19 protein-coding genes are annotated in these 19,886 nt (G+C 56.7%); 15 read left to right on the forward strand and 4 right to left on the reverse strand.

Features of this window, described 5'->3' with window-relative positions:
* Positions 1 to 101 precede the first annotated feature (101 nt).
* Entirely contained in the window at positions 102 to 908 is an 807-nt protein-coding gene (locus tag ACOYA6_RS22490; protein WP_039031193.1) for a dienelactone hydrolase family protein, read from the reverse strand.
* Between the two features lie 251 nt (positions 909 to 1,159).
* Between ACOYA6_RS22490 and udp the strand changes: the two genes are divergently transcribed.
* The 9 genes from udp (at position 1,160) to tatD (ending at position 9,029) form a co-directional block, all read left to right on the forward strand.
* On the forward strand, positions 1,160 to 1,921 hold the full coding sequence (gene udp, locus ACOYA6_RS22495) for a uridine phosphorylase (RefSeq protein WP_138370961.1): 762 nt from the start codon (positions 1,160 to 1,162) through the stop codon (positions 1,919 to 1,921).
* 140 nt (positions 1,922 to 2,061) lie between these two features.
* Positions 2,062 to 3,510, forward strand: a complete 1,449-nt coding sequence (gene rmuC, locus ACOYA6_RS22500; protein WP_039031191.1) for a DNA recombination protein RmuC — start codon at positions 2,062 to 2,064, stop codon at positions 3,508 to 3,510.
* A gap of 66 nt (positions 3,511 to 3,576) precedes the next feature.
* The gene (ubiE, locus tag ACOYA6_RS22505; RefSeq protein WP_039031190.1) at positions 3,577 to 4,332 is read left to right on the forward strand and encodes a bifunctional demethylmenaquinone methyltransferase/2-methoxy-6-polyprenyl-1,4-benzoquinol methylase UbiE; all 756 of its coding nucleotides are present in this window, start codon (positions 3,577 to 3,579) and stop codon (positions 4,330 to 4,332) included.
* A 13-nt stretch (positions 4,333 to 4,345) separates the two neighbouring features.
* The gene (gene ubiJ / locus ACOYA6_RS22510; RefSeq protein WP_422655449.1) at positions 4,346 to 4,951 is read left to right on the forward strand and encodes a ubiquinone biosynthesis protein UbiJ; all 606 of its coding nucleotides are present in this window, start codon (positions 4,346 to 4,348) and stop codon (positions 4,949 to 4,951) included.
* On the forward strand, positions 4,948 to 6,588 hold the full coding sequence (gene ubiB / locus ACOYA6_RS22515) for a ubiquinone biosynthesis regulatory protein kinase UbiB (protein WP_039031188.1): 1,641 nt from the start codon (positions 4,948 to 4,950) through the stop codon (positions 6,586 to 6,588). The genes ubiJ and ubiB overlap by 4 nt, the downstream gene beginning before the upstream one ends.
* Before the next feature lie 76 nt (positions 6,589 to 6,664).
* Entirely contained in the window at positions 6,665 to 6,919 is a 255-nt protein-coding gene (tatA, locus tag ACOYA6_RS22520; RefSeq protein WP_039031187.1) for a Sec-independent protein translocase subunit TatA, read from the forward strand.
* A 3-nt stretch (positions 6,920 to 6,922) separates the two neighbouring features.
* Positions 6,923 to 7,450 carry a Sec-independent protein translocase protein TatB gene (gene tatB, locus ACOYA6_RS22525; protein ID WP_422655450.1) on the forward strand — a complete coding sequence of 176 codons (528 nt, stop codon included), beginning with the start codon at positions 6,923 to 6,925 and terminating at the stop codon, positions 7,448 to 7,450.
* Between the two features lie 2 nt (positions 7,451 to 7,452).
* Entirely contained in the window at positions 7,453 to 8,205 is a 753-nt protein-coding gene (tatC, locus tag ACOYA6_RS22530; protein ID WP_039031185.1) for a Sec-independent protein translocase subunit TatC, read from the forward strand.
* A 41-nt stretch (positions 8,206 to 8,246) separates the two neighbouring features.
* The gene (gene tatD / locus ACOYA6_RS22535; RefSeq protein ID WP_422655451.1) at positions 8,247 to 9,029 is read left to right on the forward strand and encodes a 3'-5' ssDNA/RNA exonuclease TatD; all 783 of its coding nucleotides are present in this window, start codon (positions 8,247 to 8,249) and stop codon (positions 9,027 to 9,029) included.
* Here tatD and rfaH read toward each other — a convergent pair.
* On the reverse strand, positions 9,026 to 9,517 hold the full coding sequence (rfaH, locus tag ACOYA6_RS22540) for a transcription/translation regulatory transformer protein RfaH (protein ID WP_039031183.1): 492 nt from the start codon (positions 9,515 to 9,517) through the stop codon (positions 9,026 to 9,028). The genes tatD and rfaH overlap by 4 nt on opposite strands.
* Positions 9,518 to 9,700: 183 nt before the next feature.
* On the opposite strand from rfaH, the gene ubiD reads away from it, so the two are divergent.
* Positions 9,701 to 11,194: a 4-hydroxy-3-polyprenylbenzoate decarboxylase gene (gene ubiD / locus ACOYA6_RS22545; protein WP_422655452.1), complete on the forward strand. Its 1,494-nt coding sequence runs from the start codon at positions 9,701 to 9,703 to the stop codon at positions 11,192 to 11,194.
* Positions 11,195 to 11,228: 34 nt separating this feature from the next.
* Positions 11,229 to 11,930, forward strand: coding sequence for an NAD(P)H-flavin reductase (gene fre, locus ACOYA6_RS22550; protein WP_039031181.1), 702 nt, complete (start codon positions 11,229 to 11,231; stop codon positions 11,928 to 11,930).
* 185 nt (positions 11,931 to 12,115) lie between these two features.
* Here fre and fadA read toward each other — a convergent pair whose 3' ends face one another.
* Positions 12,116 to 13,279: an acetyl-CoA C-acyltransferase FadA gene (fadA, locus tag ACOYA6_RS22555; RefSeq protein ID WP_138370958.1), complete on the reverse strand. Its 1,164-nt coding sequence runs from the start codon at positions 13,277 to 13,279 to the stop codon at positions 12,116 to 12,118.
* A gap of 9 nt (positions 13,280 to 13,288) precedes the next feature.
* The gene (gene fadB, locus ACOYA6_RS22560) at positions 13,289 to 15,478 is read right to left on the reverse strand and encodes a fatty acid oxidation complex subunit alpha FadB (protein ID WP_422655453.1); all 2,190 of its coding nucleotides are present in this window, start codon (positions 15,476 to 15,478) and stop codon (positions 13,289 to 13,291) included.
* Between the two features lie 187 nt (positions 15,479 to 15,665).
* Here fadB and pepQ point away from each other — a divergent pair, with 187 nt between their 5' ends.
* Genes pepQ through hemG form a run of 4 tightly spaced genes read left to right on the forward strand, consistent with a single transcriptional unit; the run spans position 15,666 to position 19,655 of the window.
* A complete protein-coding gene (gene pepQ / locus ACOYA6_RS22565; protein ID WP_039031177.1) occupies positions 15,666 to 16,997 on the forward strand; it encodes a Xaa-Pro dipeptidase in 1,332 nt (443 codons plus the stop codon).
* Positions 16,997 to 17,611 (forward strand): IMPACT family protein, encoded by a 615-nt coding sequence (locus ACOYA6_RS22570; RefSeq protein WP_039031176.1) that lies wholly within the window; start codon positions 16,997 to 16,999, stop codon positions 17,609 to 17,611. Before pepQ ends, ACOYA6_RS22570 begins: the two co-directional genes overlap by 1 nt.
* Positions 17,612 to 17,650: 39 nt before the next feature.
* On the forward strand, positions 17,651 to 19,102 hold the full coding sequence (gene trkH / locus ACOYA6_RS22575) for a Trk system potassium transporter TrkH (RefSeq protein WP_039031175.1): 1,452 nt from the start codon (positions 17,651 to 17,653) through the stop codon (positions 19,100 to 19,102).
* Between the two features lie 10 nt (positions 19,103 to 19,112).
* Positions 19,113 to 19,655 carry a menaquinone-dependent protoporphyrinogen IX dehydrogenase gene (hemG, locus tag ACOYA6_RS22580; RefSeq protein ID WP_039031174.1) on the forward strand — a complete coding sequence of 181 codons (543 nt, stop codon included), beginning with the start codon at positions 19,113 to 19,115 and terminating at the stop codon, positions 19,653 to 19,655.
* Positions 19,656 to 19,886 lie beyond the last annotated feature (231 nt).

The following is a 19,886-nucleotide window of genomic DNA, read 5'->3' on the forward strand; positions in this document are numbered from 1 at the left end:
TGCCTACGGATCGTAGTTACACGCCTGTGGTTTTTATATCGTCCGGATTGTGATTAAAAGTCAAACGGTCACGTCTCTTTGCGTATTGAAATGTGAGCCGCTTAACTTTTTTTACCGCCGTACTGGCGGAACCACGCCAGCATTCGCTGCCAGCCATCTTTCGCTGACTCTTCGTGATAGCTCGGTCGGTAATCGGCATTAAACGCGTGTCCCGCGCCCGGATAGACCACAATCTCCGCCGTTGCGTTTGCCGCCCGCAGGGCATGACGCATCGTCTCGACGGTATCCAGCGGAATGCCGGTGTCTTCGGCACCATAGAGCCCAAGCACGGGGGCGTTTAAATCGGTGGCAATATCAACCGGATGCTTCGGTGAATTCAGGGTCTTCTCGCCGACCAGCTTGCCATACCACGCCACGGCCGCTTTCAGCTGCGGGTTGTGCGCGGCATACAGCCAGCTGATACGCCCGCCCCAGCAGAAGCCGGTCGCCAGCAGGCGATGGGGATCGCCGCCATTGCGCGCTGCCCAGTTGGCGACGTGATCGAGATCCGCCAGCACCTGTGCGTCCGGCACTTTGCTCACCAGGTTGCTGAACAGGGTGGGGATGTCGCTGTACTCGTTCGGATCGCCCTGACGGAAATAGAGCTCCGGCGCGACCGCCAGATACCCTTCCAGCGCCAGACGACGGCAGAGGTCGCGAATATGTTCATGCACGCCGAAAATTTCCTGAATCACAATGACGATCGGCAGCGGCCCTTCCGCCTCTTTTGGCCGGGCATGATAAGCGGGCATATTGTCGCCCTGGGTCGGAATGGAGGTCTCTCCGGCGGAAATCGCATCGCCGGCGGTGGTGACTACGGTTGACGTTTGTAGGTCAGCAGCAGGTGCAAATCCAGTTTTTCCAGTCATGGCATTCTCCGTACCAATTAGCGCAAAGGTAAATATAGTCCGCAGGTTATCAATCCACAGTGCCCGAAACAGGCTATCTTTTGTGCAAGCGTGATCGATATAACTTGTTAATGTGATGTTAGTCACCTTTTTATGGTAATTAACTGCAATCAATTTCATTCCCGGTGATGTCTGTCACGAAAATAAGCTGTTTGCTTCGGTAAAGTACCGCTTTGCTTCTGCTGACAAACTGACCCACAGAGGAGTTTTCTATGTCTAAGTCTGATGTTTTTCATCTCGGCCTCACTAAAAACGATTTACAAGGGGCTACGCTCGCTATCGTCCCTGGCGATCCAGAGCGTGTGGAAAAGATCGCCGCGCTGATGGATAAGCCGGTTAAGCTGGCATCTCATCGTGAATTCACCACCTGGCGCGCAGAGCTGGACGGAAAACCGGTGATCGTCTGTTCAACCGGTATCGGTGGTCCGTCTACCTCTATCGCTGTTGAAGAGCTGGCGCAGCTGGGCATCCGTACTTTCCTGCGTATCGGTACCACCGGCGCAATTCAGCCGCATATCAACGTTGGCGACGTGCTGGTCACCACGGCGTCCGTTCGTCTGGATGGCGCAAGCCTGCACTTTGCGCCGATGGAGTTCCCGGCAGTGGCCGATTTCGAGTGCACCACCGCGCTGGTGGAAGCGGCGAAATCCGTTGGCGCAACCACCCACATTGGCGTAACCGCCTCGTCTGACACCTTCTACCCGGGCCAGGAGCGCTACGACACCTTCTCCGGTCGCGTGGTTAGCCGCTTCAAAGGCTCGATGGAAGAGTGGCAGTCCATGGGCGTGATGAACTATGAAATGGAATCCGCCACGCTGCTGACCATGTGCGCAAGCCAGGGTCTGCGTGCCGGTATGGTTGCAGGTGTCATTGTTAACCGGACTCAGCAAGAGATCCCGAACGCCGAGACCATGAAGCAGACCGAAAGCCACGCGGTGAAAATCGTGGTGGAAGCGGCCCGCCGCCTGCTGTAATTCTCCCCTTTTCTACGCTAAAGGCCGACCCGTTCGGCCTTTTTCTTTGCGTAACGCCTCGCAGAAAACTCTTTTCAAACTGGACGTTTATACAGCACAATTCTATTTTGTGCGGGTCATACCTTGATGCAGGGGGCGTCGTGGATATCTCTGTCCTTTTTTATGCCGTTATTGCGCTGGTTAGCGTCGGCGTGGGCTGGCTGTTCGCCAGCTACCAGCATGCGCAGCAAAAAGCCGATCAGCTGGCCGAACGTGAAGAGATGGTGGCCGATCTCAGCGCATTGCGACAGAACATTGCCCAAAGCGGGCACTGGCGCGACGAGTGCGAGCTGCTCAATAACGAACTGCGCAATCTGCGGGATATCAACACCTCGCTGGAAGCCGACCTGCGCGAAGTCACCACCCGGCTGGAATCGACCCAGCTGCATGCGGAAGACAAAATCCGCCAGATGATCAACAGCGAACAGCGTCTGAGCGAGCAGTTCGAAAACCTGGCGAACCGCATTTTTGAGCAGAGCAATCGCCGTGTCGATGAACAAAACCGCCAGAGCCTGAACGGCCTGCTGACGCCTCTGCGTGAACAGCTGGACGGTTTTCGTCGCCAGGTGCAGGACAGCTTTGGCCAGGAGGCGCGGGAGCGGCACACTCTGGCCCATGAGATCCGCAATCTCCAGCAGCTGAATGCCCAGATGGCGCAGGAGGCAATCAACCTCACCAAAGCGCTGAAAGGCGACAATAAAACTCAGGGTAACTGGGGGGAAGTGGTGCTGACTCGCGTGCTGGAAGCCTCCGGTCTGCGTGAAGGGCATGAATACCAGACCCAGGTCAGCATTGAAACGGAGAATCGCGCGCGAATGCAGCCCGACGTCATCGTCCGTCTGCCGCAGGAAAAAGACGTGGTCATCGACGCCAAAATGACGCTGGTGGCCTATGAGCGCTACTTCAATGCCGAGGACGACTACACCCGCGAGGCGGCGCTGCAGGAGCATATCGCCTCGGTGCGTAACCATATCCGTCTGCTGGGGCGCAAAGATTATCAGCAGCTTCCCGGCCTGCGTTCGCTGGACTACGTGCTGATGTTTATCCCGGTTGAGCCGGCCTTCTTACTGGCGCTGGACCGTCAGCCGGAGCTGATCTCCGAGGCGCTGAAAAACAACATTATGCTGGTGAGCCCGACCACGCTGCTGGTGGCGCTGCGCACCATCGCCAACCTCTGGCGCTACGAGCACCAGAGCCGCAATGCCCAGCAGATTGCCGATCGCGCCAGCCGCCTGTACGACAAAATGCGCCTGTTCGTCGATGATATGTCTTCGGTCGGGCAGAGCCTGGATCGCGCCCAGGAGAACTATCGCCAGGCGATGAAAAAGCTGGCGTCCGGGCGCGGAAACCTGCTGGCACAGGCCGAATCCTTCCGCAGCCTTGGCGTGGAAGTTAAACGCGAGATTAATCCGGAATTGGTCGAACAGGCCACCGCGCAGGATGAAGAGTACCGGCTGCGCAGTGACGGGGCTGTTCAAAAGACAAACAACACCTTAGCGGATGCTCACGCACCGGCAGACCCCCTGGAGCGTTATTCCCGGGGAGGTTGAATCGTAGGGCAAATGCGCCCAATCTGTTACACTTCTCGTACATTTGACTGATAAGCAGGCTCTGAGATGGTTGAAGATTCACAAGACACAACGCACTTTGGCTTTCAGACTGTCGCTAAAGCGCAGAAAGCTGACATGGTGGCCCACGTATTCCATTCCGTGGCGGCGAAGTACGATGTAATGAATGACCTGATGTCATTTGGCATTCATCGCTTGTGGAAACGCTTCACTATTGACTGTAGCGGCGTACGTCGTGGGCAAACCGTGCTGGATCTGGCGGGCGGTACCGGCGACCTGACGGCGAAATTCTCGCGTCTGGTGGGTGAAACCGGTCGCGTTGTGCTGGCTGACATCAACGACTCCATGCTGAAAATGGGTCGTGAAAAACTGCGCAATATCGGCGTGGTCGGCAACGTTGAATATGTCCAGGCTAACGCCGAGGCGCTGCCTTTCCCGGATAACACCTTTGACTGCATCACCATCTCTTTCGGTCTGCGTAACGTCACCGATAAAGAGAAAGCGCTGCGTTCCATGTACCGCGTGCTGAAACCGGGTGGACGCCTGCTGGTGCTCGAGTTCTCCAAACCGATTATTGAGCCGCTGAGCAAAGCGTACGACGCCTATTCGTTCCACATTCTGCCGCGCATTGGCGAAGTGGTGGCTAACGACGCCGACAGCTATCGCTACCTGGCCGAATCTATCCGTATGCACCCCAACCAGGACACCCTGAAAGCCATGATGCAGGATGCAGGCTTCGACAATGTTAATTACTTCAACATGACGGCGGGCGTTGTGGCGCTGCATCGCGGTTACAAGTTCTGAGTGGAGGTGGCGAATGCCGTTTAAACCCTTGATCACAGCGGGCGTTGAGAACGTACTCAATACTTTTCTGTATCGCTCACCTGCGCTGAAAACGGCGCGTCAGCGGCTGAACGGCAAGGTGCTGCGGGTGGTGGTAAAAGAGTTTTCGACCCCTCTGGTGCTGGTTTTCAGCGAGCGCCAACTCGACGTGCTGGGCGAGTGGGAAGGCGAGGCGGACTGCTCCGTTATCACCCATATGAGCACGCTGCCTAAACTGCGCGATCGCCAGCAGCTCACCGCTCTGATCCGCAGCGGTGAGCTGGAGGTTGAAGGCGACATTCAGGTGGTGCAGAACTTCGTTGCGCTGGCCGATCTGGCGGAATTCGACCCGGCCGAGCTGCTGGCCCCCTGGACGGGCGATATTGCCGCAGAGGGGATCGGTAAAGTGCTGCGCGGCGGCGCCTCTTTTCTGAAGAAAGGTCTTCAGCGTCAGCAGCGCTATGCTGCGGAAGTGCTTACCGAAGAGTGGCGCATGGCGCCCGGGCCGCTGGAAGCGGCATGGTTTGCAGAAGAAACCGCCGCGGTTGAGCGTTCGGTTGACGCACTGACAAAACGGCTTGAAAAGCTGGAGGGCAAATGACGCCAGGTGAAATTCGGCGCCTCTATTTTATCATCCGCACCTTTTTGAGCTACGGGCTCGATGAGTTGATCCCTCGAATGCGCATCACGTTGCCGCTGCGCCTCTGGCGGCAAACGCTTTTCTGGATGCCAAATCGTCATAAAGACAAACTGCTTGGTGAGCGGCTGCGTCTGGCGCTGCAGGAGCTGGGTCCGGTGTGGATCAAGTTCGGCCAGATGCTCTCGACCCGCCGCGATCTCTTCCCACCCCTGATTGCCGATCAACTGGCCCTGCTGCAGGACAAAGTCGCCCCGTTCGACGGTCGGCTGGCAAAGCAGCAGATCGAAAAAGCGATGGGCGATATCCCGGTAGAGAGCTGGTTTGATGATTTTGACATTCAACCGCTGGCCTCGGCCTCCATTGCCCAGGTGCATACCGCACGGCTGAAAGAGAATGGCAAAGAGGTGGTCATCAAGGTGATCCGCCCGGATATTCTGCCAATCATCAGAGCCGACATGAAGCTTATCTACCGTCTCGCCCGCTGGGTGCCGCGCCTGCTGCCGGATGGCCGCCGCCTGCGCCCGTTGGAAGTGGTGCGCGAATATGAAAAGACGCTGATTGATGAGCTGAACCTGCTGCGTGAATCGGCAAACGCCATTCAGCTGCGCCGTAACTTTGAAAACAGCCCGATGCTGTATGTGCCGGAAGTCTATTCCGACTACTGCAGTCAGGACATGATGGTGATGGAGCGCATCTACGGGATCCCGGTCTCTGATGTCGCGACCCTGGAAAAGCAGGGCACCAACATGAAGCTGTTGGCAGAGCGTGGCGTGCAGGTCTTCTTCACCCAGGTGTTCCGCGACAGCTTCTTCCATGCCGACATGCACCCGGGCAACATCTTCGTCAGCTACGAACATCCTGAAGATCCGCAATACATCGGCATCGACTGCGGTATCGTCGGCTCGCTGAACAAAGAAGATAAGCGCTACCTGGCAGAGAACTTTATCGCCTTCTTTAATCGCGATTACCGCAAAGTGGCCGAACTGCACGTCGACTCCGGCTGGGTTCCGCCGGATACCAACGTCGAAGAGTTTGAGTTCGCCATTCGTACGGTGTGCGAGCCGATCTTCGAGAAGCCGCTGGCTGAGATCTCGTTTGGCCATGTGCTGCTGAACCTGTTCAACACCGCCCGCCGTTTTAATATGGAAGTGCAGCCGCAGTTAGTTTTACTTCAGAAAACATTACTTTACGTTGAAGGGGTGGGGAGACAGCTCTATCCTCAGTTAGACTTATGGAAAACGGCAAAACCTTTCCTTGAGTCATGGATCAAAGATCAGGTGGGTCTGCCTGCCCTGTTCCGCTCCCTGAAAGAGAAAGCGCCGTTCTGGATTGAAAAAATGCCCGAATTGCCGGAACTGGTGTATGACAGTTTGCGTCAGAGCAAGAACCTGGAACACAGCGTGGATAAAATTGCTCGCGAACTGCAAACCAACCACGTGCGTCAGGGCCAGTCCCGATATCTGTTTGGCATTGGCGCCACGCTGCTGTTAAGCGGCACGCTGTTGCTGATAAACCGCCCTGACTGGGAGTTAATGCCCGCCTGGCTGATGGCCGGCGGCGTGGTGGTCTGGCTGGCGGGATGGCGTAAAACGCGCTGAATTGCATCGCTATCGCAGGGCCGCATAACGTATAATGCGGCCTGATTAATTTATCATCTACAACTGAGGAAGATGTATGGGTGGTATCAGTATCTGGCAATTAGTGATCATTGCCGTCATCGTCGTGCTGCTGTTCGGTACCAAAAAGCTTGGCTCTATCGGTTCCGATCTGGGCGCGTCCATTAAAGGCTTCAAGAAAGCGATCAAAGATGATGACGAGAAGCAGGATAAATCCAGCCAGGATGCGGATTTCACTGCTAAATCCATCGCCGATAAACAAGACGATGTCAAAAAGGAAAATGCTAAACGCCACGATAACGAGCAGGTGTAATACGTGTTTGATATCGGTTTTAGCGAACTGCTGCTGGTATTCGTGATTGGCCTCATCGTTCTGGGGCCTCAGCGTCTGCCGGTGGCAGTCAAAACAATTGCAGGCTGGGTGCGCGCGCTACGATCGCTGGCGACAACGGTTCAGAACGAGCTGGCGCAGGAGCTTAAGCTGCAGGAGTTTCAGGATAGCCTGAAAAAAGTAGAGAAGGCGAGCATGGATAACCTGACGCCGGAACTCAAAGCCTCTATGGACGAACTGCGCGAAGCGGCGGAATCCATGAAGCGCTCCTACAGCGTCAACGATCCGGAAAAATCGAGTGATGAAGCCAATACCATTCGCAATCCGCTGGTCAAAGATAACGAAGCGCAGCACGAAGGCGTGACGCCTGCCACTGCTGAACACCAGGCCAGTGCGCCCGAACAGACGCCTTCAGAGCCGGTGATCAAAAAACAAGAACCGACGCCAGCGCCCGCAGAGCAAAAGCCTGCACCCGCCGCTGAGCCGTCCTCCTCGTCGAGTGATAAATCGTAAACATGGCAGTAGATGAAACTCAACCGCTGATTACGCACCTGATCGAGCTGCGTAAGCGCCTGATGAACTGCATTATTGCGGTTTGCCTCATTTTTTTAGGCCTGGTCTATTTCGCCAACGACATCTATCAGGTGGTCTCTGCGCCGCTGATTAAGCAGATGCCGCTCGGCGCGACCATGATTGCGACCGACGTCGCCTCGCCGTTCTTCACGCCGATCAAGCTGACCTTCTGGGTATCGCTGATTGCCTCTGCGCCGGTGATCCTTTATCAGGTCTGGGCCTTTATCGCCCCGGCGCTGTATAAGCATGAACGCCGTCTGGTGATCCCGCTACTGGTCTCCAGCTCGCTGCTGTTCTATATCGGCATGGCCTTTGCCTACTTCGTGGTCTTCCCGCTGGCGTTTGGCTTCCTGGCAAATACCGCGCCGGTAGGGGTGCAGGTTTCAACCGATATCGCCAGCTATCTGAGCTTCGTCATGGCGCTGTTTATGGCGTTTGGCGTGGCGTTTGAGGTGCCGGTTGCCATCGTGCTGCTCTGCTGGGTAGGGGTCACCACCCCGGAAGATTTACGTAAAAAACGCCCGTACATTCTGGTGGGCGCCTTTGTGGTTGGCATGCTGTTAACGCCGCCGGATGTTTTCTCGCAAACCCTGCTGGCGATCCCGATGTATTGCCTGTTTGAGGTGGGTGTCTTCTTCTCGCGCTTCTATACCGGCAAGCGACGTGAAGATCACGAGGAAGAGTCAGAAGAGTAATATCAACCGCCCGCCAGGGCGGTTGTCATATGGGAGCGAGCATGTTTGATATCGGTCTGAACCTGACCAGCCCGCAGTTTGCCCAGGATCGCGATGAGGTCGTCGCCCGGGCCTTCGCCGCAGGCGTAAACGGATTACTGCTGACGGGCACCAACCTGCATGAAAGTGAGCAGGCGCACCAGCTGGCGCAGCGTTACGACCGTTGCTGGTCAACGGCGGGCGTCCATCCTCATGACAGCAGTCAATGGACGGCCGAAAGCGCAGACAGGCTGCGGGCACTGGCCGCCTCGCCGGAAGTGGTGGCTATCGGTGAGTGTGGCCTCGACTTTAATCGCAACTTCTCTACTCCCGCCGAGCAGGAACACGCCTTCAGCGCCCAGCTTGCGCTGGCAGCGGAGCTGGGGATGCCGGTGTTTATGCACTGCCGCGACGCCCATGAACGTTTTCTGGCGCTGCTGGAGCCATGGCTGGATAAGCTGCCCGGTGCGGTGCTGCACTGTTTTACCGGCACGCGACAGGAGGCGACAGACTGTCTGGATCGCGGTCTGTATCTGGGGATAACCGGATGGGTCTGCGATGAACGACGCGGGCTGGAGTTACGCGAGCTGCTGCCGGTCATTCCTGCCGATCGTCTGCTGATTGAGACCGATGCGCCATACCTGCTACCGCGCGATCTCAGCCCCAAACCGGCATCACGCCGCAACGAACCGGCGTATTTAGGGCATATCCTTGAGCGGGTTGCGCACTGGCGCACAGAGGATGCGCAGTGGCTGGCGGCGCAGACGGATGACAACGTGCGCCGTCTGTTTGGCGTTGAATTTTAAACTTTGCGGAAACTGGTGTTTTTCACGCTCTGCTTCACTTCTTTATTCAGTAAGTTCAGCAGCAGCATGGAGCGGGCTTCACCGTCCGGCTCAGCGAAAATCGCCACCAGCCCTTCGAACGCTCCTTCGGTGATCACCACATCATCGCCGGAGAAGGGCGTATCAGGATCGGTAATGTCTTCTGGCTGTTTATAGACCGAGAGCTGGTGGATGACGGAAGAGGGCACCGTAGCCGGATGCACGCCAAAGCGCACGAAGTGGCTGACACCGCGCGTCGCATTGATGGTGGTGGTGTGGATCACTTCGGGGTCGAATTCAACAAACAGATAGTTCGGGAACAGCGGCTCGCTGACCGTTGTGCGTCTACCGCGGACCATTTTTTCAAGCGTGATCATGGGCGTCAGGCAGTTCACCGCCTGGCGTTCCAGATGTTCCTGAGCACGCTGAAGTTGCCCGCGCTTGCAATACAGTAAATACCAGGCCTGCATAATGACTCTTTTCCGCTTGTTATGCCGGCAAGCATATCAAAACCCTGGCGGGATCGCTAAGCTGATTATAATGGCAGTACGCAGAAGAAGGCATGAATCTTCACGCTAATTTAACAAAAATACAGCATCACGCAGTCTTACGCCGTATAATGAAACGCTTACAGAGAGAGCTTGACTAACTGCATGAAATACAACGATCTACGCGATTTCCTGGAACTGCTGGAAAAGCAGGGCGAACTCAAACGTATTACCCTTCCTGTCGATCCTTATCTGGAGATGACAGAGATTGCCGACCGCACCCTCCGTGCCGGTGGGCCCGCGCTCCTGTTTGAAAACCCGAAAGGCTACACCATGCCGGTGCTTTGTAACCTGTTTGGCACACCAAAGCGTGTGGCGATGGGCATGGGCCAGGAGGATGTCAGCGCGTTGCGTGAAGTGGGTAAGCTGCTGGCTTTTCTGAAAGAGCCTGAGCCGCCAAAAGGTTTGCGCGATCTCTTTGATAAGCTGCCGCAGTTTAAGCAGGTGCTGAACATGCCGACCAAACGTCTGCGCGGCGCACCCTGCCAGCAGAAAATTGTGGAAGGCGATGCGGTCGATCTGACGCGTATTCCGATCATGCAGTGCTGGCCAGAAGACGCCGCCCCGCTGATCACATGGGGTCTGACCGTGACGCGCGGTCCGCATAAAGAGCGCCAGAACCTCGGAATCTACCGTCAGCAGCTGATCGGCAAGAACAAACTCATTATGCGCTGGCTGTCGCATCGCGGCGGCGCGCTTGATTTCCAGGAGTGGTGTGCGGCGCATCCGGGCGAACGCTTCCCGGTATCCGTAGCGCTGGGTGCCGATCCGGCCACCATTCTCGGCGCGGTGACGCCGGTGCCGGACACGCTGTCCGAATACGCCTTTGCCGGGTTACTGCGCGGCACCAAAACCGAAGTGGTGAAGTGCATTTCTAACGATCTGGAAGTGCCCGCCAGCGCCGAAATTGTCCTCGAAGGCTACATCGAGGCGGGTGAGATGGCTCCGGAAGGGCCGTATGGCGACCACACCGGCTATTACAATGAAATTGACAACTTCCCGGTATTTACCGTGACGCACATTACCCAGCGGGAAGATGCAATTTACCACTCCACCTACACCGGACGTCCGCCGGATGAACCTGCCGTACTCGGCGTGGCGCTTAACGAAGTGTTTGTGCCTATTCTGCAAAAGCAGTTTCCGGAAATTGTTGATTTTTATCTGCCGCCGGAAGGATGCTCTTATCGCCTGGCGGTGGTGACCATTAAGAAGCAGTACGCGGGTCACGCAAAACGGGTGATGATGGGCGTATGGTCTTTCCTGCGCCAGTTTATGTATACCAAGTTTGTGATCGTTTGCGATGATGACGTCAATGCCCGTGACTGGAATGACGTTATCTGGGCCATCACCACCCGTATGGACCCGGCACGCGATACCGTGTTAGTTGAAAACACGCCGATTGATTACCTGGATTTTGCCTCGCCGGTTTCCGGTCTTGGCTCAAAAATGGGACTGGATGCCACCAATAAATGGCCCGGCGAAACCCAACGTGAATGGGGTCGACCGATCAAAAAGGATCCTGAGGTGACTGCGCGAATTGACGCGATCTGGGATGAACTGGCCATAATGAATAACGGTACGCCGGATTCCGACCGTTAAGCCTTATAGACTTACCGACTGACAGAGAGAGCGAATGACAACCTTAAGCTGTAAAGTGACCTCGGTAGACGCTATCACCGACACTGTATATCGCGTCCGTTTAGTACCTGAATCGGCGTTCTCCTTCCGCGCTGGCCAGTATCTGATGGTGGTGATGGATGAGCGGGATAAGCGTCCTTTCTCAATGGCCTCCACGCCGGACGAGCAAGAGTTTATCGAGCTGCACATTGGGGCGTCAGAGCTCAACCTGTATGCGATGGCGGTGATGGATCGCATTCTGAAAGAGAACGAGATCGAGATTGATATCCCTCACGGGGAAGCCTGGCTGCGCGATGATGAAGAGCGTCCGCTGATCCTGATTGCCGGCGGCACCGGTTTCTCCTACGCGCGCTCCATCCTGCTGACGGCGCTGGCGCGTAACCCGGACCGCGATATCACCATCTACTGGGGTGGCCGTGAGTCGAAGCACCTTTACGATCTCTCCGAGCTGGAAGCGCTGAGCGTGACCCATCCTAACCTGCGCGTTGAGCCAGTGGTGGAGCAGCCGGAAGAGGGCTGGCGCGGTCGCAGCGGCACCGTGTTAACGGCGGTACTGCAGGATCATGGCACTCTGGTAAACCACGATATCTATATTGCCGGTCGTTTCGAGATGGCGAAAATTGCCCGCGACCTGTTCTGCAACGAGCGTGGCGCGCGTGAAGATCGTCTGTTTGGCGACGCGTTTGCGTTTATCTGAGACGAAAAAAACCCGCCCCTGACAGGCGGGAAAACGGCAACTAAACTGTCTCTCTTCGCCAATGACGCCATAACTGCGTTGGCTGCGCTCGCTCACCCGAATCACTTACTTCAGTAAGCTCATCGGGATTCGTTCGCTTGCCGCCTTGTTCTGACGCCATTGGCTTTGAGATACCTTTCTCGGTGTTACACCCTCTCAAATACCGTCGCGATCCCCTGACCCAACCCGATACACATGGTCGCCAGACCAAACTGGGCATCTTTGCGTTCCATCAGGTTGATAAGCGTGGTGCTGATACGCGCCCCGGAACAGCCCAGCGGATGACCCAGAGCGATGGCACCGCCGTTGAGGTTAATCTTCTCGTCGATCTGATCCATCAGTCCCAGATCCTTAATGCACGGCAGGATCTGCGCGGCGAAGGCTTCGTTCATCTCGAAAACGTCGATATCGCTGGTGGTAAGCCCGGCTTTTTTCAGCGCCAGCTTCGACGCCGGTACCGGGCCGTAACCCATAATCGACGGATCGCAGCCCACTACCGCCATCGAGCGGATACGGGCGCGCGGCGTCAGCCCCAGTTCGCGGGCGCGGCTTTCGCTCATCACCAGCATAGCGGCTGCACCATCAGACAGGGCGGAAGAGCTGCCCGCCGTCACGGTGCCGGTCACCGGATCAAAGGCCGGTTTCAGTGTCGAGAGCGCTTCGACGGTGGTTTCCGGGCGGATCACTTCGTCGAAGTAGAACTGCTTCAGCACGCCATCGGCGTCGTGACCGCCGGTTGGCAGAATTTCATTTTTGAAGGCGCCGGACTGCGTCGCAGCCCAGGCGCGGGCGTGCGAGCGGGCGGCAAAGCTGTCCTGCATTTCGCGGCTGATACCGTGCAGGCGGGAGAGCATCTCCGCCGTCAGCCCCATCATGCCCGCGGCTTTTGCCACATTGCGGCTCATGCCGGGATGGAAATCGACGCCGTGGCTCATCGGCACGTGACCCATGTGCTCCACGCCGCCAATCATGCACACCTGCGCGTCGCCGGTCATGATCATGCGTGCCGCATCGTGCAGGGCCTGCATCGACGAACCGCACAGGCGGTTGACGGTGACAGCCGGTACCGAGTGCGGAATTTCCGCCAGCAGCGCGGCGTTACGGGCGATGTTGAAGCCCTGCTCCAGGGTCTGCTGCACGCAGCCCCAGTAGATATCGTCCAGCGCGGTAGCCTCCAGCGCCGGGTTGCGCGCCAGCAGGCTACGCATTAAATGTGCGGAGAGATCTTCCGCACGCACGTGACGAAATGCGCCGCCCTTCGAACGGCCCATCGGGGTGCGAATTGCATCGACAATGACAACCTGTTCCATTGTGACTCCTTAAGCCGTTTTCAGTGCGCCAACCGGACGGGCAGGCTCAACCGGGGGATAGTACGCTTCGTTGTGACGCGCTTTATTACGCAGACCTTCCGGAGCCTGATACAGCGGGCCGAGATGCTCGTACTGCTGCGTCATATCCAGATAGCGGGCGCTGCCGAGCGTATCCAGCCAGCGGAACGCGCCGCCGTGGAACGGAGGGAAGCCCAGGCCGTAGACCAGCGCCATATCGGCTTCCGCCGGGCTGGCGATAATGCCCTCTTCGAGACAGCGCACCACTTCGTTGACCATCGGGATCATCATGCGGGCAACGATCTCTTCGTCGCTGAAATCGCGCTTCGCGTTGCTGACGTCTGCCAGCAGGCTATCCACGGTGGCGTCTTCCTCTTTCTTCGGCTTGCCTTTGCTGTCTTCTTTATAACGCCAGAAACCGAGGCCGTTTTTCTGACCGTAGCGACTGGATTCGAAGAGCGCGTCGATAGCATCGCGATAATCTTTCTGCATCCGCTCCGGGAAACCTGCCGCCATCACCGCCTGGGCGTGATGGGCGGTATCAATGCCGACGACGTCCAGCAGATAGGCCGGGCCCATTGGCCAGCCAAACTGTTTTTCCATCACTTTATCGATCTTGCGGAAGTCAGCCCCGTCGCGCAGCAGCTGGCTGAAACCGGCAAAGTACGGGAACAGCACGCGGTTGACGAAGAAGCCCGGGCAGTCGTTAACCACAATCGGGGTTTTGCCCATCTTGCTGGCCCACGCCACCACTTTGGCGATGGTTTCATCGGAGGTTTTCTCTCCGCGGATCACTTCAACCAGCGGCATGCGGTGCACCGGGTTAAAGAAGTGCATCCCGCAGAAGTTTTCCGGGCGCTTCAGGACGCTGGCCAGTTCGCCGATGGGAATCGTCGAGGTGTTGGACGCCAGCACGGTATCCGGGCGCACCTTCTCTTCTGTTTCCGCCAGCACCGCTTTTTTCACTTTCGGGTTTTCGACGACCGCTTCAACAACCACGTCCACGCGATCGAACCCGCTGTATTCCAGGGTCGGATGGATGGTGGAGATCACCCCGGAGAGCTTCAGGCCGTCAATCTTGCCGCGTTCCAGCTGTTTATTCAGCAGCTTGGCCGCTTCGGTCATGCCCAGGGTCAGCGATTTGTCGTTGATATCTTTCATGACTACAGGCACGCCTTTCCAGGCGGACTGATATGCGATGCCGCCGCCCATGATGCCTGCGCCCAGCACTGCGGCCTGTTTTGGCGTCTCGACATTTTTGGTGAGCTGCTTCGCTTTGCCCTTCACGAACTGGTCGTTGAGGAAAATACCCACCAGAGCACGCGCTTCGTTAGTGTGAGCCAGCGGGACGAAACTTTGGTTTTCTAATTTCAGTGCTTCGTCACGGCCCAGTTTTGCAGCAGCTTCAATGGTTTTCACCGCCGTAACAGGCGCCGGATAGTGTTTACCCGCCGTCTGCATCACCATGCCTTTGGCGATGGTGAAGCTCATGGTGGCTTCAATCTTACTTAAGTGCAGTGGCTCCAGTTTCGGCTGGCGTTTTGCTTTCCAGTCGAGATCGCCGTTAATTGCCTGGCGCAGGATCGCCACTGCCCCTTCGCGCAGTTTTTCAGGCTTCACCACGCCATCAACCAGACCGAGCTTCAGCGCCTGATCGGCACCGACATCTTTACCGGCGGCGATGATCTCAAGGGCGCTGTCGGCACCCAGCAGGCGCGGCAGACGGACCGAGCCGCCAAAGCCCGGCATAATGCCCAGTTTGGTTTCCGGCAGGCCGATGCGCAGATCCGGCGTCGCCAGACGGTAATCGGTGGCCAGTACGCATTCGCAGCCGCCGCCCAGCGCATAGCCATTGACTGCGGAAATCGTCGGGACCGGGAGATCTTCCAGACGGTTAAAGACGCTGTTGGCGAAATGCAGCCACTGGCTCAGCTGCTCCTGAGGCACCAGGAACAGCGAGAGGAATTCGGTAATGTCCGCGCCGACGATAAATGCCGCTTTTTCGGAACGCAGCAGCAGACCTTTTAAATCGGTTTGTTTTTCAAGAACGTCCAGAGCATGGCCAAGGCTGGCCACGGTTGCGGTGTCCAGCTTATTCACTGAGCCGGGGGCGTCGAATACCAGTTCGGCAATGCCACCTTCCAGCCAGTCTACGTACAGGGTGTCGCCTTTGTAGAGCATGTCAGTCTCCTGAATCCAGCAATTGGATCTGGTCATACCAGATGAATCGGAGTGTGGGTTTTGTGTTAATGAAATGCAAATTAGTCATTAAATAATTGTAGGCCCGATCACGCTCGGTGAAGATCACGCAGCCTTTCTGAGGTGTGCTAAGATGCGGAGACTTGAGGTCAAAACGAAAGGAATAATGATGGACTCACTGGCCGCGCTCTACAAAAATCATATTGTTACCTTACAGGAACGTACCCGCGACGTACTGGCTCGCTTTAAGCTGGATGCCCTGCTAATCCACTCCGGCGAGCTGTTCAATGTCTTCCTCGACGATCATGCTTATCCCTTCAAGGTGAATCCGCAATTTAAAGCCTGGGTGCCGGTTACGCAGGTTCCCAACTGCTGGTTGCTGGTGGATGGCGTGAACAAGCCGAAACTGTGGTTCTACCTGCCGGTGGATTACTGGCACAACGTGGAACCGCTGCCGACCTCCTTCTGGACGGACGAAGTCGAGGTGATTGCCCTGCCGAAAGCTGACGGCATTGGCAGCCAGTTACCTGCAGCACGCGGCAACATCGCCTATATTGGCCCGGTGCCTGAACGCGCGCGCGGTCTGGAGATCGCTGCGGATAACATCAACCCGAAAGGCGTTATCGACTATCTGCATTACTACCGCTCTTATAAGACCGACTATGAACTGGCGTGCATGCGTGAAGCGCAAAAAACCGCGGTGAACGGCCATCGTGCGGCGCATGAAGCCTTCCTGTCCGGCATGAGCGAGTTTGATATTAACCAGGCCTACCTGACGGCCACCGGCCATCGTGATACCGACGTTCCTTACAGCAACATCGTGGCGCTGAACGAGCACGCGGCGGTGCTGCACTACACCAAACTCGATCACCGCGCGCCGTCCGAAATGCGCAGCTTCCTGCTGGATGCCGGTGCGGAATATAACGGCTATGCCGCTGACCTCACCCGTACCTGGGCCGGAAACAGCGACACCGAGTTCGCTGCGCTTATCAAAGACGTGAACGACGAGCAGTTGGCCCTGATCGCCACCATGAAGGCGGGCGTAAGCTACGTGGATTACCATGTCCAGTTCCATCAACGCATTGCGAAGCTGCTGCGTAAGCACCAGATCGTCAGCGATATGAGCGAAGAGGCGATGGTGGAAAACGACCTGACCGGGCCATTTATGCCGCACGGCATCGGTCACCCGTTGGGTTTGCAGGTACACGACACCGCAGGCTTTATGCAGGATGACACCGGTACGCATCTGGCAGCGCCGTCCAAATATCCGTACCTGCGCTGTACGCGCATCCTGCAGCCGCGCATGGTGCTGACCATCGAGCCGGGCATCTACTTTATTGAGTCGCTGCTGGCACCGTGGCGTGAAGGGCAGTTCAGCAAACACTTCAACTGGCAGAAGATTGAAGCGCTGAAGCCGTTTGGCGGGATCCGTATCGAAGATAACGTGGTGATCCACGAAAACGGTACTGAAAACATGACGCGAGACCTGAAGCTGGCGTAATGGAAAGCTGGCTCATACCGGCAGCGCCGGTCACCTTTACGGAAGAGATTAAGAAAAGTCGTTTTATCACGCTGTTGGCCCATACCGACGGCGTGGAGGCGGCAAAAGCCTTTGTTGAGTCGGTACGCGCGGAACATCCTGACGCCCGCCACCACTGTGTGGCATGGGTGGCCGGGCCGCCTGACGACTCTCAAAAACTCGGCTTCTCGGATGATGGTGAACCGGCGGGCACGGCGGGCAAACCCATGCTCTCTCAGCTAATGGGCAGCGGCGTTGGCGAAATCACCGCCGTCGTGGTGCGATACTACGGCGGCGTACTGTTAGGAACGGGCGGGCTGGTCAAGGCCTATGGCGGTGGGGTCCAGCAGGCGCTGAATCATCTGACTACCCTCCGCAAAACACCACTTACCGAATATACTTTATTGTGCGATTACGCCCAGTTATCCGGCATCGAAGCGTTGCTGAAGCAGTATCAGGGCCTGATCGTGCACAGTGATTACCAGGCGATGGTGCAATTGCGGGTGGCGCTACCCCAGGCGTCGCTTCCGGCATTCTCAGCAAAACTGGCTGATTTTAGTCGTGGTTCGTTGCAATTACGGCCGATTGAAGAATAATCCCCACCTTACTTTTGAATACCTAAGGAAGCGGCAGAGATGCATTTTCGTGCCATAACCCGAATCGTTGGATTGCTGGTCATACTTTTTTCCGGGACGATGATCCTCCCTGGACTGGTGGCGCTTATTTATCGGGATGGTGCGGGCCGCGCCTTTACGCAGACCTTTTTTGTCGCGCTGATGATTGGTTCCCTGCTGTGGTGGCCTAACCGTCGTCAGAAAGGGGAGCTGAAATCCCGCGAAGGTTTCCTTATCGTGGTGCTGTTCTGGACCGTACTGGGAAGCGTGGGTTCGCTGCCCTTTATCTTCTCCGAACAACCCAACCTGAGCGTTACGGATGCGTTTTTTGAATCCTTCTCTGGCCTGACAACAACCGGGGCCACGACGCTGGTGGGGCTGGACTCGTTACCCCATGCCATCCTCTTCTACCGGCAGATGCTGCAGTGGTTCGGCGGTATGGGGATCATCGTATTGGCCGTGGCTATCCTGCCCATACTGGGCGTCGGGGGGATGCAGCTCTATCGTGCCGAGATGCCGGGGCCGCTGAAAGATAACAAAATGCGCCCGCGTATTGCCGAGACGGCCAAAACGTTATGGCTTATCTATGTATTGCTGACGGTGGCCTGCGCGCTGGCGCTGTGGTTCGCCGGGATGCCCGCCTTTGATGCTATCGGCCATAGCTTTGCCACCATCGCTATTGGCGGGTTCTCTACCCATGACGCCAGCGTTGGCTACTTTGACAGCCCGACGATCAACACCATTATTGCGGTCTTCCTGCTGATCTCCGGCTGTAACTATGGCCTGCACTTCTCTTTATTAAGCGGCCGTAACCTGAAGGTGTACTGGCGCGACCCGGAATTTCGCATGTTTATCGGCGTGCAGCTGACGCTGGTGGCTATCTGTACCCTGGTGCTGTGGCTACACGATGTCTATAACTCGGCGCTCACTACTCTTAACCAGGCGTTCTTCCAGGTCGTGTCGATGGCGACCACGGCAGGGTTTACCACCGACAGTATTGCGCGCTGGCCGCTCTTCCTGCCTGTCCTGCTGCTCTGTTCGGCTTTCATCGGCGGCTGCGCCGGTTCGACGGGTGGTGGCCTGAAGGTGATCCGCATCCTGCTGCTGTTTAAACAGGGGAACCGCGAGCTGAAACGTCTGGTCCACCCGAATGCGGTTTACAGCATCAAGCTGGGTAACCGCGCGCTGCCGGAACGTATTCTGGAAGCGGTATGGGGCTTCTTCTCCGCCTACGCGCTGGTCTTTATTGTCAGCATGCTGGCGATTATCGCGACGGGGGTCGATGACTTCTCGGCGTTTGCCTCCGTTGTCGCCACACTGAACAACCTGGGGCCAGGTCTTGGCGTGGTTGCAGACAACTTTGCCAGCATGAATCCAGTCGCGAAGTGGATCCTGATTGCTAACATGCTGTTCGGACGTCTTGAGGTCTTTACGCTGTTGGTCCTCTTTACACCAACATTCTGGCGCGAATAAGGGAACCGTTATGAAAACATTAATTCTATTTTCAACGCGCGACGGGCAGACGCGGGAGATTGCCGCCTTTCTGGCTTCGGAGTTAAAAGAGCAGGGTATCTATTCAGATGTCATCAATCTGAACCGCACCGAAGAGATTGCGTGGCAGGAGTATGACCGCGTGGTGATAGGCGCCTCCATTCGTTATGGCCATTTCCATCCGGCGGTGGATCGCTTTGTGAAAAAACATACGGCAACGCTGAACAGCCTGCCGGGCGCTTTCTACTCGGTGAACCTGGTGGCACGTAAAGCGGAAAAGCGTACGCCGCAAACCAACAGCTATACGCGCAAGTTTTTGCTGAGCTCCCCCTGGAAGCCAGCTGCCTGCGCTGTCTTTGCCGGTGCCCTGCGTTACCCACGCTATCGCTGGTACGATCGCTTTATGATCCGTCTTATTATGAAGATGACCGGCGGAGAAACGGATACCCGTAAAGAAGTGGTCTACACCGACTGGTCACAGGTCGCCAGTTTCGCCCGGGAAATTGCGCAATTAACCCGCATGTCGCGGCTTTAATAAACGTAAAGGTCGAAAAGTAATCGAACGGAAAACTTTTTAAGATTTATGCTTGTCACCGTCAGATAACTCCCTATAATGCGCCTCCACTGACACGGAACAACGGCAAACAAGCCGCCGGGTCAGCGGGGTTCGATAAGAACCTCACGGAGAAAAGCAAAAATAATTGCTTGACTCTGAAGCGGGAAAGCGTAATATGCACACCCCGCGCCGCAGCGAAAAAGCGAAGCG

It is taken from the genome of Leclercia barmai (genome assembly GCF_049312895.1).
In the GTDB taxonomy this organism is placed as follows: Bacteria; Pseudomonadota; Gammaproteobacteria; order Enterobacterales; family Enterobacteriaceae; genus Enterobacter; species Enterobacter barmai.

Excerpts from the sequence above, each read along its gene's own strand:
- ubiJ (WP_422655449.1), top strand. The coding sequence starts at position 4,346 with ATGCCGTTTAAACCCTTGATCACAGCGGGCGTTGAGAACGTACTCAAT.
- ACOYA6_RS22570 (WP_039031176.1), top strand. The coding sequence starts at position 16,997 with ATGGAAAGCTGGCTCATACCGGCAGCGCCGGTCACCTTTACGGAAGAG.
- ACOYA6_RS22490 (WP_039031193.1), bottom strand. The coding sequence starts at position 908 with ATGACTGGAAAAACTGGATTTGCACCTGCTGCTGACCTACAAACGTCA.
- tatD (WP_422655451.1), top strand. The coding sequence starts at position 8,247 with ATGTTTGATATCGGTCTGAACCTGACCAGCCCGCAGTTTGCCCAGGAT.
- fre (WP_039031181.1), top strand. The coding sequence starts at position 11,229 with ATGACAACCTTAAGCTGTAAAGTGACCTCGGTAGACGCTATCACCGAC.
- udp (WP_138370961.1), top strand. The coding sequence starts at position 1,160 with ATGTCTAAGTCTGATGTTTTTCATCTCGGCCTCACTAAAAACGATTTA.
- ubiE (WP_039031190.1), top strand. The coding sequence starts at position 3,577 with ATGGTTGAAGATTCACAAGACACAACGCACTTTGGCTTTCAGACTGTC.
- fadB (WP_422655453.1), bottom strand. The coding sequence starts at position 15,478 with ATGCTCTACAAAGGCGACACCCTGTACGTAGACTGGCTGGAAGGTGGC.
- rfaH (WP_039031183.1), bottom strand. The coding sequence starts at position 9,517 with ATGCAGGCCTGGTATTTACTGTATTGCAAGCGCGGGCAACTTCAGCGT.
- ubiB (WP_039031188.1), top strand. The coding sequence starts at position 4,948 with ATGACGCCAGGTGAAATTCGGCGCCTCTATTTTATCATCCGCACCTTT.
- tatC (WP_039031185.1), top strand. The coding sequence starts at position 7,453 with ATGGCAGTAGATGAAACTCAACCGCTGATTACGCACCTGATCGAGCTG.
- pepQ (WP_039031177.1), top strand. The coding sequence starts at position 15,666 with ATGGACTCACTGGCCGCGCTCTACAAAAATCATATTGTTACCTTACAG.
- ubiD (WP_422655452.1), top strand. The coding sequence starts at position 9,701 with ATGAAATACAACGATCTACGCGATTTCCTGGAACTGCTGGAAAAGCAG.
- tatA (WP_039031187.1), top strand. The coding sequence starts at position 6,665 with ATGGGTGGTATCAGTATCTGGCAATTAGTGATCATTGCCGTCATCGTC.
- hemG (WP_039031174.1), top strand. The coding sequence starts at position 19,113 with ATGAAAACATTAATTCTATTTTCAACGCGCGACGGGCAGACGCGGGAG.
- fadA (WP_138370958.1), bottom strand. The coding sequence starts at position 13,279 with ATGGAACAGGTTGTCATTGTCGATGCAATTCGCACCCCGATGGGCCGT.
- trkH (WP_039031175.1), top strand. The coding sequence starts at position 17,651 with ATGCATTTTCGTGCCATAACCCGAATCGTTGGATTGCTGGTCATACTT.